Raw genomic sequence first — 18229 nt, forward strand, 5'->3', positions numbered from 1 at the left:
AAGTCGCTAGAGAAGGTGAACCGACACGGAAATGAAATCAGTACCGTCTAAAACAAAAAGCCGATGTTCCGTGTGTTCCGGAATCATCGGCTTTCGTTTTATTCAGCTTTTTATTTTGATTTATACATAAAGTGTTTCGCGCAGTTTTTGAACTTCTTTGTTGTCCAGGTATTCATCGTATTCCATTTTACGATCGATTATACCGTTCGGTGTAAGTTCAATGACCCGGTTTGCGATGGTTTGCATAAACTGGTGGTCGTGTGAGACGAATAACAGGCTGCCATCAAAATCGATTAATCCGTTATTCAGGGCTGTAATCGATTCGAGGTCAAGATGGTTCGTTGGCTCATCCAGCAGGAGGACATTGGCACCTGAGAGCATCATACGGGAGAGCATGCAGCGGACTTTTTCGCCGCCGGACAGCACATTCCCTTTCTTCAGTGCTTCCTCACCGGAAAACAGCATACGCCCAAGGAAGCCACGTACATACGTCTCATCCTGGTCGCGGGAGAACTGGCGCAGCCAATCCACAAGGCTTAACTCGATGCCATCAAAATAGGCCGTGTTGTCCTTCGGGAAATAGCTTTGTGTAGTGGTTACACCCCATGTAAATTCACCGGCGTCTGCTTCCAGTTCACCCATTAATATTTGCATAAGTGTCGTTTTCGCCAATTCGTTAGGTCCAGCGAGGGCGATTTTATCTCCCTTATTCACGATGAAGCTTACATTGTCCAGTACTTTTTCGCCGTCAATTGTTTTGCTGATATTCTGTACCGTGAGGATGTCCTTACCCGCTTCACGGTCAGGTTTAAAGTTAATATAGGGATATTTACGGGAGGAAGGCTTGATATCATCCAGCGTAATTTTATCGAGCTGCTTTTTCCGGGAAGTGGCCTGTTTAGCTTTGGAAGCATTCGAACTGAAACGGGCAATAAATGTTTCAAGTTCTTTAATTTTCTCTTCCTTTTTCTTATTCTGGTCTTTCATTAATTTCAGGGCCAGCTGGCTTGACTCATACCAAAAATCGTAGTTTCCAACATACAATTCAATTTTTCCAAAATCAAGGTCAGCGATATGGGTACATACTTTATTTAAGAAATGTCTGTCATGGGAGACAACAATAACGGTATTTTCATAGTTAAGCAGGAAGTTCTCCAACCATTTAATGGATTCGAGGTCCAGGTGGTTCGTCGGCTCATCGAGCAGCAGGATATCAGGGTTGCCAAACAGCGCCTGCGCCAGGAGTACGCGAACTTTTTCGCTTCCGTCCAGTTCTTTCATAAATTTATCGTGAAGGTCCGTGGTAATGCCCAGACCGATTAACAGTTCAGCCGCATCGGCTTCAGCCTGCCAGCCGTTCATCTCGGCAAATTCCCCTTCAAGTTCCGCCGCTTTAATCCCATCTTCTTCTGAGAAGTCAGGCTTGGCGTAGAGGGAATCTTTCTCTACCATAATTTCATACAGGCGCTGATGGCCCATAATCACCGTTTGGACGACATTGCATTCATCGAACTCAAAGTGATTCTGTTTCAGCACAGCGAGACGTTCACCAGGAGTAATGTTAACCTGGCCGCTGTTCGGCTCAATTTCACCGGAAAGAATTTTGAGAAACGTAGATTTGCCGGCTCCGTTTGCCCCAATTAATCCGTAACAATTGCCTGGGGTGAATTTTATATTTACATCGGTAAAGAGCGCGCGCCCACCATACCGAAGGGTAACACTAGTCGTACTTATCATGTATGCATACCGTCCTTTTTTTAATCACATATTCAACCTGTTCAAAGATGAATTATATCATACATCTGCTATCAATTCGCGCATTTCCATTCGAGAGGTTCAAAATGTAGGAATAGTTCAAAGTTCATTTTGCCCTGTCAGGTTGCGATAGCTTATTGGAAATTTAACTCGTCATTCACGCAGGAATTAACAGAACAAATAGAGAATTCATTATTCAGTACATAAATGATGCACCAGGAGGGATTTTATGGATAAAAAAGTATTAGTAGATATTTCGGGATCGGTAGCGACCATTACACTTAATAATGCAAAACGCTCCAATTCGATGGATGAGCAACTGTGCAGCGAATTAGCAGAAGCCGTTTACCGGGTCAAGCAGGATAGTGAAATTAAAGCGGTTGTACTTACAGGGGCAGGAAAAAATTTCTGTGCCGGTGGCGATTTACAAAGTCTTAGTTCCCTATCAGATCAGAACGAAATCAAAATGCTTCATCAAATTCATTTGTTTATCCTGGATATGCTGGAGATGGAGAAGCCTATTATTGCAGCTGTTAATGGCGCAGCAGCAGGCCTGGGCTTTAACCTGGCTCTGGCGGCTGATATTTTAATTGCCGGTGAGCAATCTCATTTCAGCCAGGGATTTGTTAAAATTGGCCTGGCGCCAGATGGGGGAGGTGCATTCCTTCTGCCCCGGTTAATCGGTGTACATCGTGCTAAAATGCTATTCTTTACGGGAGACGCGATTGATGCGGCAACGGCAAAAGAGTGGGGGATTGTAGCTGATGTAGTGCCGGATCAGGAAGTCGTCAGTGCGGCTCAAGCTCTTGCCGAACGACTTGCCCAGGGTGCGACCCGTTCAATCGGTCTTACCAAAAAGCTCATGAATAAGGGGCTTGAAGGGGACTTTCGCGCGCTGCTGGCTTATGAAGCACAGGTGCAAGGTGAGTTGATTGGAACAGATGATTTTAAAGAAGGGGCAAGGGCATTTTTAGAGAAAAGAAAGCCGGTCTTTTCAGGCAAATAATAAATATAGTTAATGAAACGAAAAACCAGAGGACTATTCTCTGGTTTTTTCTTGATTATTCTCTTCGGTTTTCCCCTTGTATAGAATAGCATCAGCTTTTCTGTAGTCAGGAGGGTAGAGAACTTCTTGCGCGCTGTTTAGTTCATCAAGATGATTGGTGGGCAAATGCTTATCTGACATTTTCACTCACATTCCTTCCTGCTGAATTGCTTTCACCGTGTAGTATTGGTTAATTCACGCAAGCATACTCATGGATTACAGGTTCCAGGATTTGTATCCCAAACAGAGTTCTGTGGGCAGAAGTATATATTTTTTCTCGATCACAAAAATTTCTCTTCTAATTGAACAAATGCGGCTTTATAATCGTCTTTATTACGAGAGGTGAACATTAAAGTGGCTAATAAGAGAAAAAACAATTTTTTTACGAGAATGATTCGTGTATTCAAATTGAATTTTATTAAACTTCTTCGCTCACCGGGCGGAGCAAAAAAGGTATCACTTGGGTTTGCCATCGGATTTGGATTAGAAATGCTTGTCATATCAACAGCTTCTTTGATTTATATTTTGTTTATCCCTATTGTGACATTATCGAGGGGTTCTCTGCCCGCTGCCATTATCGGCAATGTCGTAGGAAAATTAACGTTTCTTCCGGTGCTTCTTCTTCCGTTTGCGAGAAAGATTGGACACTGGATCTACCCAATGACGGATAAAAGCGGGGGGGAAGCACACTTTAATTTGAAGCAACTGTTACATTTTGATTTCCATGGTTTAATTGGTGTTTTACATGGGGGAATCCACATATTGATTGGTATGTCGATCTTCGGTTTGATTTTAGGCTTGATTTCATACTTTATCGTGCATTACTTTTACGAGAAGCAAAAAATGTACCGGCTTAAAAAAAGACAAAAACTTTATTCCTGCATATAAATATCAAAACAAGGGAGCCTCCTGGCAGGAAGTTCCCTTTTCTTTTCATTTGTATTTCTGTATAATAGCTTTACATTTGCAAAGAGGGGGATTTAATTTTGAAATCTGCATCTACTTGGACAACTGAGCAAATTTCTTTTATTAAGGAAAACTTTGACACCATGAGGACAGATGAACTTTCAGAGAAATTAAATATACCTCTGCCTGATATTATGAGAAAAGCAAATGACCTGGGCCTTATTGAATTTTTATATGAAGAATGCTAATGAAACTCAGGCTCCACTGCTAGCCAGTGGAGCTTTTTTTAGTGCGCCCGGCATGGGCATTATCTATAGGGTTCAAGTCCCGAATGGTGAAGGCAGTAGTAACCATAGCTTAAGGCAAGGGTGTCGACCGTGAGGTCGAATCTGAAGGAAGAAGTGGTGAATCCACGGGGAACTTCAGAAGGGCGGAGTGTGCGTTCGGCACAAATTGGGCCTTTCATTCACGCAAGGAGTATACGTTATGATTGAACAATTGCTGTCACGGAACAATCTCTTACTTGCCCTAAAGCAAGTGGAACGGAATAAAGGAAGTCATGGCGTGGACGGTATGTCAGTTAAACTCCTACGAGCACATATTAAGGAACACTGGCATGACATTCGCCGTTCCATCGAGATGGGCTCCTATAAACCGAGCCCAGTCCGTCGGGTCGAAATCCCGAAACCGAACGGCGGCGTGAGGCAGTTAGGCATCCCTACCGTGACCGACCGTTTCATTCAACAGGCACTTGCGCAAGTATTGACGCCTCTCTTTGACCCTGGCTTTTCTGACCATAGTTATGGATTCCGCCCTGCAAGGCGTGGACATGATGCCGTAAGGAAAGCGAAGCGCTACATGCAGCAGGGATATAGGTGGGTGGTCGACATGGATCTGGAGAAATTTAGCGATATTAATTTAGAGTGGCCCTCGCCTATTTAAGTTAATTAACGTTTATTATCTATGTTTTTCTAATTAAATCGCAGTATTTCAGAATTACGTACCCGTTCGGGCACCGTAAGGTGCTTGAAAACAAGTTACTGGTTTACCGCATAAGCCTATGACAGTACGCATTTTACGCATCGGATGGCGTTGAGAAAGTTGTTTTAAGTCTGTAATGGTGATGTGTAGATAAATTTGAGTCGTATTTAGGCTCTTATGGCCTAATAATTTTTGAATGGCCACTAAATGAGCGCCTTCTTGCAAAGGTGAGTAGCACATGTATGTCGCAATTTATGGGGAGTGACTTTCTTATCGATACCAGCTCGTGCCGCATATTTCTTAACCATAAACTGAATAGCTCGAGAAGTTAGCGCACCTCCCTTTTTGCTGACAAAGAGCTCAGAAATAGTGCTAGTTCTAGAAGTGAGGTAATCCTTAATGACGTCTTCAACGATTGAATCCAGTGGTACATATCGCTCCCGTCCCCCCTTTCCTTGAATCAGAATTCGTTTCTCTTCCCAATGGACATTACGTAGCTGGAGGGAGCAGATTTCACTTACTCGTAGTCCAACTGAGTAGATCAAAGTAAGGATTGCCCGGTCACGGCGGCCTAAAATAGTTGTGGTGTCTGGTTGGGTGAGTATCTGTTGAATTTCTTTGTTTTCTAAGACCACTGGAAGTCGTTCCGGTGTATCGAGAAGTTTCGGCCATTTTTTTCGTTCATCTTGTTTAGGAGTTATTATCTCCATAAGAATGAGATAGTCGATAAATGCTGAAAGGGTGGCCAATTTACGTTGCACAGCAGAAGAACCATTCTTACGGTCAACACGAAGGTAGCGGATATAATCCACAACCATTTTAGCTTTGGAGGGATTGTCCATTTGTGGGTAGTCATTTCTACAAAATGTTTGCCAAACTTTCATATCGATGGCGTAGGCATCGGCGGTTTTAGGACGACAACCTCGAACAAATTGGGTATAGTCGAGAAATTCTCTAAGAATGGCTTCATTATTCATGCTTTTTCTCTCCTGACACGGGTGGAATATTTCTGCGAAGTAGGCTAACGGCTTTTCTGATATCCTCGAAATCGGCGTGAGCATAGGGGGTGGTTTCTTTTAATGACTTATGTCCAAGTGCTTTAGCTATGACTTCTACTCTTCCACCTCGTTGGATAAGATGAGCCGTAAAAGTATGACGAATGGTATGAGGGCTAACAGGCTTTTCAATATGAGCAGCTTCGGAATATTTTCGTATACGCCTTGTTATGGTCCATGGTTTAATACGAGTTCCTTTTTGATTCAATAGGAAAGGGCCCGATTTGGCTTTGCGATAGAGCCCAACATACTTTTTTAAGTCGCCAATAGCTGCTTTAGGAATAGCTGTTTGACGATCACCTGATTTTCCTTCTCGTACATGAATCCAGCCTTCTTTTAGGTCCACATCTTCGATGTTTAGAGCACTCAGTTCTCCGACACGGAGCCCTGTTGCATAGAGTACCAAAAGAGTAATAAAGTCCGTAAAACCTTGGTTAGTTGAGCGATCAGGTGCAGAAAGTATACGTAGCATCTCTTCTTCCGTTAAATAGGTTTGTTCTTTCGGTTGTTTGGGTACCATTTTAAGTGCCTCCATCGGATTTTCAGTTCTCCAGCCACGGTCTATGGCGTAAGCCATAAATGAGCGAAGGTGGGATAGATTTTTGTCTATCGTACAAGGAGAGATTCCGGCTTGTCTACGAGCACTAAGCCAGCGAATGATGTCTACGGCACGTAACACCTCAATTCCTTTCTCCAGACAATGTGGACAGCCTACGGCAAATCGAGTAAGACTAAAACGAAATTCCTTTAACGTACCCTTCGAATATTTCTTCATACCCTCTGCAGTTCGAAGGAATTCTTGAATTTGTTCTGCTAATTTTCCTGTAAGAGGTTCAGCTATGGGAGTCATCGTATATTTTCGACGTAGTGGTTTATTTTGGCTAGATACGTTAACAATTTCCAACTTGGGTTTTGATGAACAAGACATTTCGTTGATAGGGTGTGACTCCAGTGTTGCTTCTATCTCTGGGTTTTGAATCCGAGTATAATGAAGGGTTGTTGTCAGCCGTTTATGGCCTAACCAGTCTTTGATTTGTACGATATTGCCTCCTTGTTGATACAGATGACTTGCACAAATATGGCGTAGTTGATGGGGGCGAAGGGATTTTTCCCACATCTCATGATATTTCCTAAAGGTAGCACCTATTAAGTTGTTGTCCATCGCTTCTTTCCGCCAGGTTAAGAATAGCGGTGCGTTAGGTTCAAGATCATTACGCGTAGCTAAATAAATCTGAAGTAATTCTAATATCTCATTAACGACGGGAACTCGCCGTTCTTTTCGCCCTTTTCCTTCTCGAATGATGAGAACTTGTTCTTCCCATAGAATATCTCTGATCTGTAAGTTTGCTGCTTCTCCAGCTCGAATGCCGGAGGCATACAAAAGAGCAAATAAGGCCAGATTACGCTTTCGGATAGGGTCGAATTGACGACGGCTCAAACAACTGTCGATTTGCCTTTTTAATTCCTTTAGGCAATCTTGAATTTCCTCTATTGAAGCGATCTCAGGTAAGGATTGATAAAGATCTAGATTCGTATACCTTAGATGACGAGCAGGATTTTCTAAACGGAATTCTTGCTGCACTAAATAATTAAAAAAAGAACGAAGTTGACTAATGATTACATTTCGGTATCCAAGAGATTTACTTTCTGTACGTTCAATACAGTAGTTCTCCAGGTGAACGAGTTGAACGTTTTGAAAGTTGATGGATAAGTTCTCCAGATATTGAGCTAGCTTTTTGAGTTCCCGCCAAGTAGCTTTCACCACTTTTGGCGTATATCCTCGAATAATGGTTTGATATTCTCGATAATCCTCGATGATAGATTCCATAAGATGTGTACCTCTCTGAAGTTAGTTTACAAGATCTCACGATCTTGTCTAGGGATGATCCTATGGGTCTATCTTATATCGCTAAAGAGAAATTCTTCGACAAAGTGAATCATGATCGGTTGATGAGGAAGGTAGCGGAGAAAGTAAAAGATAAAACGGTTCTTCTCTTGATTCGTCGATTTCTTCAAGCGGGTGTCATGATACATGGAGTTGTCAGAGATTCGGAAGAGGGCACGCCGCAAGGTGGTCCACTAAGTCCGTTGCTTTCCAACATCGTATTAGATGAACTGGATAAGGAACTGGAGAAGCGAGGACACAAGTTTGTCCGCTATGCAGACGACTGTAATATTAACGTTCGTACACGTAAAGCGGGAGAACGGGTGAAAGCATCGGTGACCAACTTTATTGAAGAAACACTCAAGCTTAAAGTGAATCAGGAAAAGAGTGCGGTAGACCGTCCATGGAAACGCAAATTTCTAGGATTTAGCTTTACCTTCCATGTCAATCCGAAAGTCCGCATCGCTCCCCAATCTCTGAAAAGAGTTAAACAGAAAATCCGCGCGATCACGTCCCGGAAGAGTCCGATGGCTATCGATGATAGAATCGAGGAACTCAATCAATATCTCATGGGATGGTTGGGATACTTTGCGCTGGCAGATACGCCAAGTGTTTTCAAAAGTCTTGATATGTGGATTCGCAGACGATTGCGGATGTGCCTATGGAAACAGTGGAAACTTCCCCGTACAAAAGTAAAAAGGCTTATCGCTTTAGGTGTTCCTAAAGCAAAAGCCTTCGAGTGGGGTAATTCCCGCAAGGGATACTGGCGTATTTCCAACAGTCCTGTCCTGGATCGAATGTTGAATAATCGATTCTACGAATCGCTTCAGCTTAAGAGTCTGGCAGAACGATATGACTCGTTGCGGAGTACATAATGAACCGCCGTATACCGAACGGTACGTACGGTGGTGTGAGAGGTCGGGGGTTAATCACCCCCTCCTACTCGATTTCTCGCGGAAAGATCGCTATGCCATGATCCACTTTTTATGATTTAAAGCAAAAAAACTATTGTCTATTATTAAAATTCTGTATTATAATAAACAAAACCGATTTACTAAATCGATTTAGTAAATCGGTTTATGAAAAATCACCTAAAAGGTGGGCCACCATGAGTAAAATTACAATCCACGATGTAGCCAACTTAGCGAATGTATCCAAAAGCACGGTATCCCAGTACTTGAACAAACGATTTACCTATATGCGGGAGGAGACCAAACAGCGGATTGAAGAAGCAATACGCGAGTTGAATTATCAACCTAATATTGTGGCAAGAAGTCTCAAACAGAAGCGAACAAGTACCATCGGCGTAATCGTGGCGAATATTTTGCATACGTTTTCAACGAAAGTGATCCGGGCCATTGAAGACATATGTCAGGAACAGGATGTTCATGTTATTGTCTGCAATGCTGACGATCAACCGGAGAAGGAAAAACGCTATATTGAAATGCTACAAGCGAAACAAGTGGATGGACTCATTATCTTTCCAACTGGTGGAAACTACGATTTATATGAATCAATGATCCAACAGAAATATCCAATCATTTTTATGGACCGTATCGTCCAGGCACTTCCGATTCCTTCCTTTCTCCTTGACAACGATAAAGCGGCCCGGATTGCGGTGGACTATTTTGTAGAAAAAGGTCACAGCCATATTGCGATTGTGACAACCTCGATTCTTCGTTCGATTACTCCCCGGGTGGAGCGGATAGACGGTTATAAAAGGGCAATTGCAGCGAATGGTTTAACATTGCGGGAAGATTACATCATAAGCCGGGATATTGGGGACATCAATAGCCATTTACAGAAGTTGTTTGCACTGACTGAGCCTCCAACAGCCATTCTCGCAGGAAATGATCTGGCATTGATAGAGGTTTTAGATTTTGTAAAAGGCCGATGCCTTCGGATTCCGCAGGACATTGCGTTAATAGGGATTGATGATGTGTCCTTTGCCCATATCTTCTCGCCAAGCCTCACCACGATCTCGCAACCTGCTTATCAGATGGGTACAGAGGCTGCTGCTTTACTATTGGCGAAAATAAAAAAAACCCAGAACGCTGACACTGATCGTTTATTTCGGTATGCGCCTCTGTTGAATATTCGAGGTTCCGTATAATTTTTTAAGCAAGAGGGGTGAAAAAGGCATGAAAGAAATAAATTTTATCATTCTATTCAAACCGTGTTTTTTCCCATAGACTGGCAGTCGAAGCAAATCAGTCTACCCGAGAAAATACACAAGGCAGCAAACCAAATTGCATGCCCATTTAAGAGTGACAGGAGTGGAAAAAAGAATGGCGGATGTTCTCGTACCGTATGAAGATTTGAAATTAGGTTGTTCCAACAAGTTACAAATAGCTGGTGTGCCTTCCGATCACGCTGACATCGTAGCAGATGTGCTGGTTCATGCTGATGCACGAGGGGTTACTTCCCACGGGGTTCTTCGTACCGAACACTATGTGAAGCGTGTAAAAAAAGGAGGATTAAATGTAAACCCAAACTTTTCAGTTAAAGAAACAGGACCAGTAACAGCGATTTTTAACGGAGATGATGGCCTTGGTCATGTTGTGTCAAAATATGCGATGGAACATGCTATCAAGTTAGCAAAGAGAAATGGAATAGGCATGGTTAGTGTCATTAACAGCAGTCACTGTGGCGCCTTATCCTACTTTGTTAAACAAGCGGCAGAAGCAAACCTTGTGGGCATGGCCATGACGCAGACGGATAAAGTTGTGGTGCCATTCGGCGGTGCGGAACCATACTTTGGGACAAACCCAATCGCGTATGGTTTTCCAGCATCCAAACACAAGCCGGTTATTTTGGATATGGCTACGAGCAATGTCGCGTTCGGCAAGGTTCTGCATGCGAGAGAAGCAGGAACAACGATTCCAGCTGACTGGGGTGTAGATAGCAGCGGGAAACCATCAACCGATCCAAATGAGGTTGTAGCTCTTCTGCCGTTTGCAGGACCAAAAGGGTACGGTCTGGCAATGGTTGTCGATATTTTATCGGGAATTATGACGGGTTCCGCCTTCGGCCCGCATATTACGCCGATGTATGGCGCCTATAATGAAATGCGGAAGCTTGGCCACTTCTTTTGCGTGATTAATCCAGCCATGTTTACCGACCCGCAGTCTTTCTTAGCGAATATGGATCGAATGATAGACGAAATCCATGAAACGAAGCCAGCAGAAGGATTCAACCGGGTATTGGTTCCAGGAGAGCCTGAGCAGTTACGAGAGGAAGAACGCATCCAGAATGGCGTACCCGTGACAGAAAGCGTATACAACTATTTAATGCATGGGTAAGGAGGGACGAAGATGGATGTTGTAACATTGGGAGAAACTATGGTGCTGCTCACCCCGAACACCAATGGTTTAATGCGATATGCCCAACAATTCGGCAGGAAATTTGGTGGCGCGGAATCGAATGTGTGTATTGGGCTGGCGCGGCTCGGCCACGCTGCCAGCTGGGTAAGCCGTGTAGGGGATGATGAATTCGGCCGGGCAATGGTTTCCTTCATTAGAGGGGAAGGCGTCGATGTCAGCCAGGTAAAAACCGATCCGAGTGCGCCGACGGGCCTTTATTTTAAAGAGATTAGGCGTGAAAATGATGTGCGGGTGTATTACTACCGCAGCTCTTCTGCGGCTAGTTGTTTACACAAAGATGATATTTCGGAGGATTACATAAAGCAGGCCAAATTTCTCCATGTCACCGGTATTACACCGGCATTAAGTGACTCCTGTTTCGAAGCGATTTTTTATGCGATTGAGGTAGCCAGACAACACAAAGTGAAAATTGTTTTCGATCCCAATTTGCGAAAGAAATTATGGAGCGAGGAAAAGGCAAGAGAGACCCTGCTTGCTATTGCTTCCAAAGCTGATATTGTTCTGCCTGGTGTGGAAGAGGGAGAGTTCATGTTTGGAGAAACGCAACCAGATGTAATCGGTAAGCGTTTCCTTGAACTGGGTGCACAACTGGTGGTGTTAAAAGTTGGGGCAAAAGGATCGATTGCGTACACGCATGAGAAGAAAACAGAAGTACCTGGCTTTAAAGTTGACCAAGTGATCGATCCAGTCGGAGCTGGTGATGCTTTTGCCGCAGGGTTCTTATCTGGACAATTAGACGGGCTGTCATTGGAAGGGTCGCTGCAGCGGGGAAACGCGTTAGGTGCAATGGCCACGATGACGTATGGCGATGTTGAAGGGTTACCGGATAGGCAAGATTTGAAAGGGTTTACACAAGGTATTTCGGTAGACGTAAATCGTTAACAAAAGGAGAGAGGGAAATGAACAATTTAGAGCTAATAAAAGAGAATGGCGTTGTTGCAATCATTCGTGGTGCAAAGCCAGAAAACATCCTTCCCATCGCCCGCGCTTTGCGCGATGGTGGAGTAAAAACGCTTGAAATCACGGTGGAAACGCCAAAAGTTCTGTCTCTTATTGAACAAGTTTCTTCGGAAATGGGAGATGAAGTGATAGTTGGGGCAGGAACCGTGCTGGATCCAGAGACAGCGAGAGCCACAATTATGGCGGGCGCGAAGTTCGTTTTTTCACCCACGGTAAATATTGAAACCATTCGCATGACAAAACGTTACGGGGTCATCAGTATTCCCGGGGCGCTGACACCAACAGAAATCCTAACGGCTTATGAAAACGGGGCCGACGTAATAAAAGTTTTTCCAGCCCATGTGTTTGGACCTGGTTATTTGAAAGACATAAAAGGACCACTCCCGCATATTCCGCTTATGCCAACAGGGGGCATTAATCTTGAAAACCTGGCGGCGTATATAGGCGCTGGTGCCGTCGCTGTTGGAATCGGCAGCAATTTGGTTAACACCAAAAAGCCAATAGATGAAGCTGCATTGAATCTTTTACGTGACACAGCTTCCCAGTATGTTCAGGCTGTTAAACAAGCTCGTTGATTAACTATTGTAAAAATAGCGTTACTATTATTAATAAACCAACAAGGGAGAGACACAAAAATGCAAACTGTTAAGACAGGTCGCTTTCGCTATCTGATTGGCTTATTACTTGGAGTTGGCATACTCGTTAACTATCTTGACCGGGTTAACCTAACAGCCGCCTCACCTACCATTATGCAAGAGTTTCATTTGACACCCACTATGTTTGGAGTTCTGGCCTCATCGTTTGCCTGGACGTATACCCTTCTACAGATACCTACCGGATTGCTTCTTGATAAGCTGGGGGTAAAATGGATTACACGTTTAAGCACGTTAATCTGGGCGATATCTACAGCCATTACCGCCTCAATAAGTGGATTAGGACCTTTACTTATTTTGCGTATGGTTTTGGGAGCGGCAGAGGCCCCTGCCTTTGCTGCTGCTTCAAAGGCAACAGGCTATTGGTTTCCTTTCTCAGAGCGCGGCTTTGCTACTTCTATGTTTGATGCCGCTGCTAAATTCTCAAATGTAATAGGCGTGCCGCTTGTCGCCTTCATCATAACGAGTTGGGGCTGGCGTACAGCCTTTATTGTAACCGCTATTATTAGTTTAGTTTATTGTATTTGGTTTTGGGTTCTTTACCGGAATCCGAAAGAACACCCCTCTGTTTCACAGGAAGAGCTTGCTTTCATTGAGGCAAATGGAAGTCAGGCGGAAGGAGAAGGGAAAGGCTGGCAGGGCTTTGGCTACTTAATAAAGCAGCGAAAAATGTGGGGTCTCGCACTTGGCTTTGCCGCGTATAACTATGCTTTCTTTCTGTTTTTAACTTGGCTACCCGGTTACTTAGTAAAAACTATGCATATGGACATTTTAAAATCAGCCCTATATGCAGCAATTCCTTGGATATGCGGCACCGCAACCGACCTTTTAATCGGGGGTATGCTGGTAGACAGCCTAATTCGAAAAGGGCGCAACGCTTCTAAAGTTCGTCAATGGGTGATGTGCTTGGGGCTAGTGCTAGGTATGGCGGTTATCGGCGCTACAACCACAACCGATCCAAAAGTTGCAATTATCTGGATAAGCATCGCAGTAGCTGGAATTTCTGCAACGGGTCCGGTTACCTGGTCGATTCCTTCTATCATTGCACCTAAAGGCATGGTAGGTACGGTTGGCGGAATCATGAACTTTGTCGGGAACATATCCGCCATTTTAGCGCCAATTGTAACCGGAATGATTGTAACCGCAACCGGCAGTTTTTCAAGTGCTTTTATTTTAGCCGGCGTGATTCTGTTCCTCGGTATCCTGTGTTATACCGTCCTGCTTGGTGAAATTAAACAAATTCCAGAACCAGCGGCTTTAAGAGAGCACGACCAAAAAAGCACAGCTGTCTAATAATAGCAGAGGTAATAGGAGAGGAATAATATGAAAAAATGGAAAGTTGTTGTGACGGATTGGGAATATGAAGATCTTCGCTTTGAACAAGCTGTATTGAACGATGAATCGATTGAACTTATTCCTGCCCAGTGCAAAACAGAAGAAGAAGTGATCAATGTTTGTCGGGATGCCGATGCCATCATCAACCAGTATGCACCCTTAAGCCAAAGAGTGATTGAATCCCTTAAAAAATGTAAGGTAATTACCCGCTACGGCGTAGGGGTGGATACGATAGATTTGAAAGCGGCTACAGACAGAGGGATATGTGTAGCGAATGTCCCCGACTACTGCGTCGATGAAGTATCCGATCACGCGCTTGCTTTGCTGCTTTCATGGAGTCGAAAGGTAACGCTTAGCAATAAATACGTAAAGAACGGAGTTTGGGATTTTAAGGTGACACAGCCCATCTATCGGTTGCGCGGCCGGGTTCTCGGTCTTGTAGGTTTTGGCAAGATTCCACAGGCTTTGGCAGAAAAGGTCAAGCCGCTGGGAATACAAGTCATCGCCTATGACCCTTATATTCCAGAAGAGATAGCGGAAAAGCAGGACGTAACGCTTGTTTCGCTTGATGAGCTTTGCCAACAATCAGACTTTATATCGGTTCATGCTCCGCTGACATCTTCAACCAGAGGGTTAATCGGAAAGAACGAGTTTTCTTTAATGAAAGATAACGCGGTAGTGATCAATACTTCACGTGGCCCGTTAATTCATGAAGAATCCCTAATTGAAGCCCTGCAAAAAGAAAAAATTGCTGGTGCTTCACTGGATGTTGTTGAAGGTGAACCAATATCTTCAAATCATCCTTTTCTAAAAATGGACAATGTTATCCTAACACCTCATGTCGCCTGGTATTCAGAAGAATCTGCTGCAGAATTGCGAACCAAGGCAGCGATGGGAGTAGTGGATGTATTGTTGTATTGCGAGTATCCGAAGTATTTGGTTAATAAAGAGGTCAAAGCAACAGGACAGCTTTCAGAAACCGAGTCTGAAAGCCGCTATCGCGTTTTTGCATAAAACATTATTGATATAATTCCGATCTAAAAAAGCACCGGGAGACAAACCCGGTGCTTTTTACATGTAATTATTGATTTATTCATCCAAGCTGCCTTTTGGACCAAAAAATTCAAAATGAATGCGCTGTTCAGGGACTCCCCATGCTTTTAATGCACGGTTTATAGCTTTCATAAAAGGCAAGGGGCCGCAGAAATAAAAATCAGCCTCATTGTCCGGCAGAATGGACTTAAGCCAATTGAGGTCGATATATCCCTCTTTGTGGAAAGCGTTTCTCTGACGGTCTTCATCTGTAGGTTTTTCGTAGCAGAAGTAAGACGTCACATTTGCGTTTGCAGTAGATAGCTCTTTGATTTGTTCACCCATTGCGTGCAGATTGCCGTTAATGGCTGCATGAATGAAGGTTACTTTACGTGAAGGCTGTAGATCAGCAGCTGTTTTTGCCATGCTTACCATTGGCGTAAGACCTACGCCCCCGCTTATAAGAACAAGCGGAATATCGCTATCCGTATCCAGTATAAAATCACCTGCTGGCGCACTTATTAGAAGACGGTCTCCCTCCTGTACTGTGCGGTGTAAATAGTTCGATACGACTCCTTCAGGCTTATCCCCATTTTCCGGTTCTCTTTTGACGCTTATTCGGTAATAATCCTTGCCAGGTGCATCCGATAAGCTATACTGGCGAATGTGAGTATAGTCATCGTTGACTTTTTTTTCAATCTTTACGCTGATATATTGGCCGGCTTGGTAGGAAGCGATTCGCTTGCCATCTTCAGGTTTTAAATAGAAGGATGTGATGAGGTCGCTTTCTTTAACTTTGTTGGCTACAATAAACCGCCGGAATCCTTCCCACCCGCCTGGCTGCTCTTCCGCTTCACGGTACATATCCGCTTCAACGCTTATAAACGCATCTGCGATAACACCGTATGCTTTGGTCCATGCATCGATAATTTCATCGGTTGCTGCGTCACCAAGAACATCCTTAATAGCAGCAATCAGGTTTTGCCCAACGAGAGGATAATGTTCAGGCATGATACCTAGGCTTCTATGTTTATTCGCGATTTGCACAACAACAGGCATAATCGCTTCCAGGTTATCAATGTACGCGGCAGCTGCGTATACGGCGCCGGCCAACGCGCGCTGCTGACGCCCCTGCTTCTGGTTCGCATGGTTAAAAATATTGAGGAGTTCCGGGTGATTCGCAAATAGTAATTGGTAAAACCTTGTTGTGATGGCTTCCCCATGTACTTCTAATACCGGAACAGTAGATTTAATTATGTTGATGGTTTCTTGGTTTAACATATCGATTCCCTTCCTATCACGAAGTTAGACTGCATTTCATCTTTACAATAGTGATTATAGTGGAAATTGATATATAAAACCGTGATGATCGTCACATTTTTACCAGGCTTTTGTTTACTTGAGGTTCATTGCTTCGTCGATCCCAGATGGCCAGAGTCTAGCACGCTATTTTAAAAACGTATTAGGCATCACCACCGCAATGACTTCTCCACGAGCACAAAGTGTATCATTGACAAATATCTCGGTACGAACCTTCCACTTTTTTGGGTGGATTTCTTCCACAGTCCCAATAGCCCTTAGCGGAACATCTTGTGGGGTTGGTTTAAGAAACTCTACGTTCAATGATGCAGTAACAAACCGAGGTGGCTCAGCCCCATCTCCGATTTCGTGTCCATTCTTACGATGTAAAGCAAGTGCAGCGGAACCTGTTCCGTGGCAGTCTATTAATGAGGCAATCATTCCACCATATATGAAGCCCGGAATCCCCATATACCTAGACTCGGGTGAATAGATCGTAATGGTCTTTTCTCCTTGCCACCCAGTTCGGAGGTGGTGACCAGCCTCATTCAGGCGACCGCATCCATAACACCAAGCAAAATCATCAGGATAAACATCTTGAATCGCTTTAACTACTGTTTCCTCCATTATTCTCCCCCTAAAACCGTTAAAATTATTTAAATTTTCAGCCTTTATTGTATCATAAAATCTTAAGTAACAAGTTACCCATTGAACAGAGTATTACCTTTATTTGAAAATAGTTTCCCCAACCAGCAGAGCAAACTAAATACTGAAATTGCTTACTACGTATAATGTAAAATACGGAATAGTGACTGTATCACCCTCAGGCTTTGATGCCCCACTTGTTCATCTTCCGATAAAGGGATGGAAACTGCACCCTGCACACTTGGGACAAAACAAACAGGATTTGTTAACAAGCATTGTTCATAAAAAACTTGAAAAGCGTTTTACCCCCGAGTTCATGAACAGGATCGACGATGTCTGTGTGTTTAATTGACTGGAAGATGACGGTCTTGGCCGAATACTTGACGCATTGATTTCCTCACTAAACCAAAGAATTGCCCGGTACAACGTTGAAGTTAAACTTGATTCATGTGCAAAGGAGTTTTTGCTACATAAAGGTTTTAACCGTAAATTTGGAGCACGGTTCCTAAAACGCACGGTTCGTAAACATGTGGAAATTCCGTTGGCTTCCTACTTGGCGAAACGTCCCCTGAAAGGAGAACAAGTGATATTACAGTTGAGCCGGGAGGGGACAGAATTGAAAGCGAATACATTGATTAAAACAGATGCTGCTGATCGTTTGGTGTTACAAACTTAATAACTTGGAGAGGAGGATAAATACATGGGAACAGTTGGATTGATGTATGTTGGCGCCGTACTGTTTATAAATGGTTTAATGCTTCTTGGCCGGATCGATTCAGCCAAGCGAAGCGTGGTGGATCGGCACATTGTGTGTCACCCTTGTGGGCATGCTTTATTATCATACTCAAATTCGGTCTTCTTATAATAAGACGAAAGCCGTTTCCTGAGCAGAGGATGAATTGATGAGGAGACCGAATATGTGTCTCATTTTTGGCAATACTAGGTTAGGCTTTTTGTATTTTGGCCTTCGAATTTACCAATATATACAAGGCGTAAAACTCCACTATTAATACAAAATAAGTACACAAGGTTACAACCTTGTAATAAAGCAATCAAGGAGGTGAAAAAATATGTCACGACGTGGAGGCAGTAACCGTCTTCTTGTTGAGCAAGCTAACCAAGCTTTGGACCAAATGAAGTATGAAATTGCGACTGAATTTGGTGTCCAATTGGGAGCTGACCAAACATCACGTGCTAACGGTTCTGTAGGAGGAGAAATAACAAAGCGCCTGGTTCAATTTGGTGAACAGTCACTAAGCGGCGCTATGGGCGGAACTACCCGATAAAAATTGAAT

Annotated in this window: 18 protein-coding genes and 2 pseudogenes; 14 read left to right on the forward strand and 6 right to left on the reverse strand. The window is 43.7% G+C overall.

Annotated elements, in window-relative coordinates; translation table 11 throughout:
* Positions 1-120: 120 nt before the first annotated feature.
* Positions 121-1737, reverse strand: a complete 1617-nt coding sequence (locus PP175_RS11975; RefSeq protein WP_272443016.1) for an ABC-F family ATP-binding cassette domain-containing protein — start codon at positions 1735-1737, stop codon at positions 121-123.
* Between the two features lie 247 nt (positions 1738-1984).
* Here PP175_RS11975 and PP175_RS11980 point away from each other — a divergent pair, with 247 nt between their 5' ends.
* Positions 1985-2761, forward strand: a complete 777-nt coding sequence (locus tag PP175_RS11980) for an enoyl-CoA hydratase/isomerase family protein (RefSeq protein ID WP_272443017.1) — start codon at positions 1985-1987, stop codon at positions 2759-2761.
* A gap of 33 nt (positions 2762-2794) precedes the next feature.
* Here PP175_RS11980 and PP175_RS11985 read toward each other — a convergent pair whose 3' ends face one another.
* Positions 2795-2947 (reverse strand): hypothetical protein, encoded by a 153-nt coding sequence (locus PP175_RS11985; RefSeq protein ID WP_272443018.1) that lies wholly within the window; start codon positions 2945-2947, stop codon positions 2795-2797.
* A gap of 243 nt (positions 2948-3190) precedes the next feature.
* Here PP175_RS11985 and PP175_RS11990 point away from each other — a divergent pair, with 243 nt between their 5' ends.
* The 3 genes and pseudogenes from PP175_RS11990 to PP175_RS12000 form a co-directional block, all read left to right on the forward strand.
* Positions 3191-3688, forward strand: coding sequence for a DUF2062 domain-containing protein (locus tag PP175_RS11990; RefSeq protein WP_272443251.1), 498 nt, complete (start codon positions 3191-3193; stop codon positions 3686-3688).
* 98 nt (positions 3689-3786) lie between these two features.
* Positions 3787-3954: a hypothetical protein gene (locus PP175_RS11995; protein WP_272443019.1), complete on the forward strand. Its 168-nt coding sequence runs from the start codon at positions 3787-3789 to the stop codon at positions 3952-3954.
* A 238-nt stretch (positions 3955-4192) separates the two neighbouring features.
* Positions 4193-4618, forward strand: a pseudogene (locus PP175_RS12000) (reverse transcriptase domain-containing protein); the annotation flags it as partial.
* A gap of 272 nt (positions 4619-4890) precedes the next feature.
* Here the strand turns inward: PP175_RS12000 and PP175_RS12005 are convergent.
* Together PP175_RS12005 and PP175_RS12010 are read right to left on the reverse strand one after the other, a co-directional pair.
* A complete protein-coding gene (locus PP175_RS12005) occupies positions 4891-5664 on the reverse strand; it encodes a tyrosine-type recombinase/integrase (RefSeq protein WP_272443020.1) in 774 nt (257 codons plus the stop codon).
* Entirely contained in the window at positions 5657-7570 is a 1914-nt protein-coding gene (locus tag PP175_RS12010) for a tyrosine-type recombinase/integrase (protein ID WP_272443021.1), read from the reverse strand. The genes PP175_RS12005 and PP175_RS12010 overlap by 8 nt, the downstream gene beginning before the upstream one ends.
* 86 nt (positions 7571-7656) lie before the next feature.
* Between PP175_RS12010 and PP175_RS12015 the strand changes: the two are divergent.
* The 7 genes and pseudogenes from PP175_RS12015 to PP175_RS12045 form a co-directional block, all read left to right on the forward strand.
* A pseudogene (locus PP175_RS12015) lies at positions 7657-8502 on the forward strand (reverse transcriptase domain-containing protein); the annotation flags it as partial.
* Between the two features lie 233 nt (positions 8503-8735).
* Positions 8736-9740, forward strand: a complete 1005-nt coding sequence (locus PP175_RS12020; protein WP_272443022.1) for a LacI family DNA-binding transcriptional regulator — start codon at positions 8736-8738, stop codon at positions 9738-9740.
* 175 nt (positions 9741-9915) lie between these two features.
* Complete coding sequence (gene allD, locus PP175_RS12025) at positions 9916-10929, forward strand: ureidoglycolate dehydrogenase (protein WP_272443252.1); 1014 nt, start codon at positions 9916-9918, stop codon at positions 10927-10929.
* Between the two features lie 12 nt (positions 10930-10941).
* On the forward strand, positions 10942-11892 hold the full coding sequence (locus tag PP175_RS12030) for a sugar kinase (protein ID WP_272443023.1): 951 nt from the start codon (positions 10942-10944) through the stop codon (positions 11890-11892).
* 17 nt (positions 11893-11909) lie between these two features.
* A complete protein-coding gene (locus PP175_RS12035; RefSeq protein ID WP_272443024.1) occupies positions 11910-12545 on the forward strand; it encodes a bifunctional 4-hydroxy-2-oxoglutarate aldolase/2-dehydro-3-deoxy-phosphogluconate aldolase in 636 nt (211 codons plus the stop codon).
* A 60-nt stretch (positions 12546-12605) separates the two neighbouring features.
* On the forward strand, positions 12606-13916 hold the full coding sequence (locus tag PP175_RS12040; protein ID WP_272443025.1) for an MFS transporter: 1311 nt from the start codon (positions 12606-12608) through the stop codon (positions 13914-13916).
* A 30-nt stretch (positions 13917-13946) separates the two neighbouring features.
* A complete protein-coding gene (locus PP175_RS12045) occupies positions 13947-14972 on the forward strand; it encodes a C-terminal binding protein (protein ID WP_272443026.1) in 1026 nt (341 codons plus the stop codon).
* Between the two features lie 75 nt (positions 14973-15047).
* On the opposite strand, the gene hmpA is transcribed toward PP175_RS12045, so the two are convergent.
* Both hmpA and PP175_RS12055 read right to left on the reverse strand, forming a co-directional pair.
* Positions 15048-16271 (reverse strand): NO-inducible flavohemoprotein, encoded by a 1224-nt coding sequence (gene hmpA, locus PP175_RS12050; protein WP_272443027.1) that lies wholly within the window; start codon positions 16269-16271, stop codon positions 15048-15050.
* A 165-nt stretch (positions 16272-16436) separates the two neighbouring features.
* On the reverse strand, positions 16437-16916 hold the full coding sequence (locus PP175_RS12055) for a PaaI family thioesterase (protein WP_272443028.1): 480 nt from the start codon (positions 16914-16916) through the stop codon (positions 16437-16439).
* A gap of 370 nt (positions 16917-17286) precedes the next feature.
* On the opposite strand from PP175_RS12055, the gene PP175_RS29935 reads away from it, so the two are divergent.
* The 3 genes from PP175_RS29935 (at position 17287) to PP175_RS12065 (ending at position 18220) form a co-directional block, all read left to right on the forward strand.
* Positions 17287-17610, forward strand: coding sequence for a hypothetical protein (locus tag PP175_RS29935; RefSeq protein ID WP_442870467.1), 324 nt, complete (start codon positions 17287-17289; stop codon positions 17608-17610).
* 24 nt (positions 17611-17634) lie between these two features.
* Positions 17635-17799, forward strand: coding sequence for an AmiS/UreI family transporter (locus tag PP175_RS12060; RefSeq protein WP_272443029.1), 165 nt, complete (start codon positions 17635-17637; stop codon positions 17797-17799).
* A 205-nt stretch (positions 17800-18004) separates the two neighbouring features.
* Positions 18005-18220: an alpha/beta-type small acid-soluble spore protein gene (locus tag PP175_RS12065; RefSeq protein ID WP_272443030.1), complete on the forward strand. Its 216-nt coding sequence runs from the start codon at positions 18005-18007 to the stop codon at positions 18218-18220.
* Positions 18221-18229: the final 9 nt, after the last annotated feature.

This window comes from Aneurinibacillus sp. Ricciae_BoGa-3 (assembly GCF_028421645.1).
Classification (GTDB): domain Bacteria; phylum Bacillota; class Bacilli; order Aneurinibacillales; family Aneurinibacillaceae; genus Aneurinibacillus_B.

Coding starts and splice junctions, on each gene's coding strand:
- PP175_RS12065 (WP_272443030.1), top strand. CDS start 18,005: ATGTCACGACGTGGAGGCAGTAACCGTCTTCTTGTTGAGCAAGCTAAC.
- hmpA (WP_272443027.1), bottom strand. CDS start 16,271: ATGTTAAACCAAGAAACCATCAACATAATTAAATCTACTGTTCCGGTA.
- PP175_RS12045 (WP_272443026.1), top strand. CDS start 13,947: ATGAAAAAATGGAAAGTTGTTGTGACGGATTGGGAATATGAAGATCTT.
- allD (WP_272443252.1), top strand. CDS start 9,916: ATGGCGGATGTTCTCGTACCGTATGAAGATTTGAAATTAGGTTGTTCC.
- PP175_RS12060 (WP_272443029.1), top strand. CDS start 17,635: ATGGGAACAGTTGGATTGATGTATGTTGGCGCCGTACTGTTTATAAAT.
- PP175_RS12010 (WP_272443021.1), bottom strand. CDS start 7,570: ATGGAATCTATCATCGAGGATTATCGAGAATATCAAACCATTATTCGA.
- PP175_RS12035 (WP_272443024.1), top strand. CDS start 11,910: ATGAACAATTTAGAGCTAATAAAAGAGAATGGCGTTGTTGCAATCATT.
- PP175_RS12005 (WP_272443020.1), bottom strand. CDS start 5,664: ATGAATAATGAAGCCATTCTTAGAGAATTTCTCGACTATACCCAATTT.
- PP175_RS12020 (WP_272443022.1), top strand. CDS start 8,736: ATGAGTAAAATTACAATCCACGATGTAGCCAACTTAGCGAATGTATCC.
- PP175_RS12030 (WP_272443023.1), top strand. CDS start 10,942: ATGGATGTTGTAACATTGGGAGAAACTATGGTGCTGCTCACCCCGAAC.
- PP175_RS12040 (WP_272443025.1), top strand. CDS start 12,606: ATGCAAACTGTTAAGACAGGTCGCTTTCGCTATCTGATTGGCTTATTA.
- PP175_RS11975 (WP_272443016.1), bottom strand. CDS start 1,737: ATGATAAGTACGACTAGTGTTACCCTTCGGTATGGTGGGCGCGCGCTC.
- PP175_RS12055 (WP_272443028.1), bottom strand. CDS start 16,916: ATGGAGGAAACAGTAGTTAAAGCGATTCAAGATGTTTATCCTGATGAT.
- PP175_RS11990 (WP_272443251.1), top strand. CDS start 3,191: ATGATTCGTGTATTCAAATTGAATTTTATTAAACTTCTTCGCTCACCG.
- PP175_RS11980 (WP_272443017.1), top strand. CDS start 1,985: ATGGATAAAAAAGTATTAGTAGATATTTCGGGATCGGTAGCGACCATT.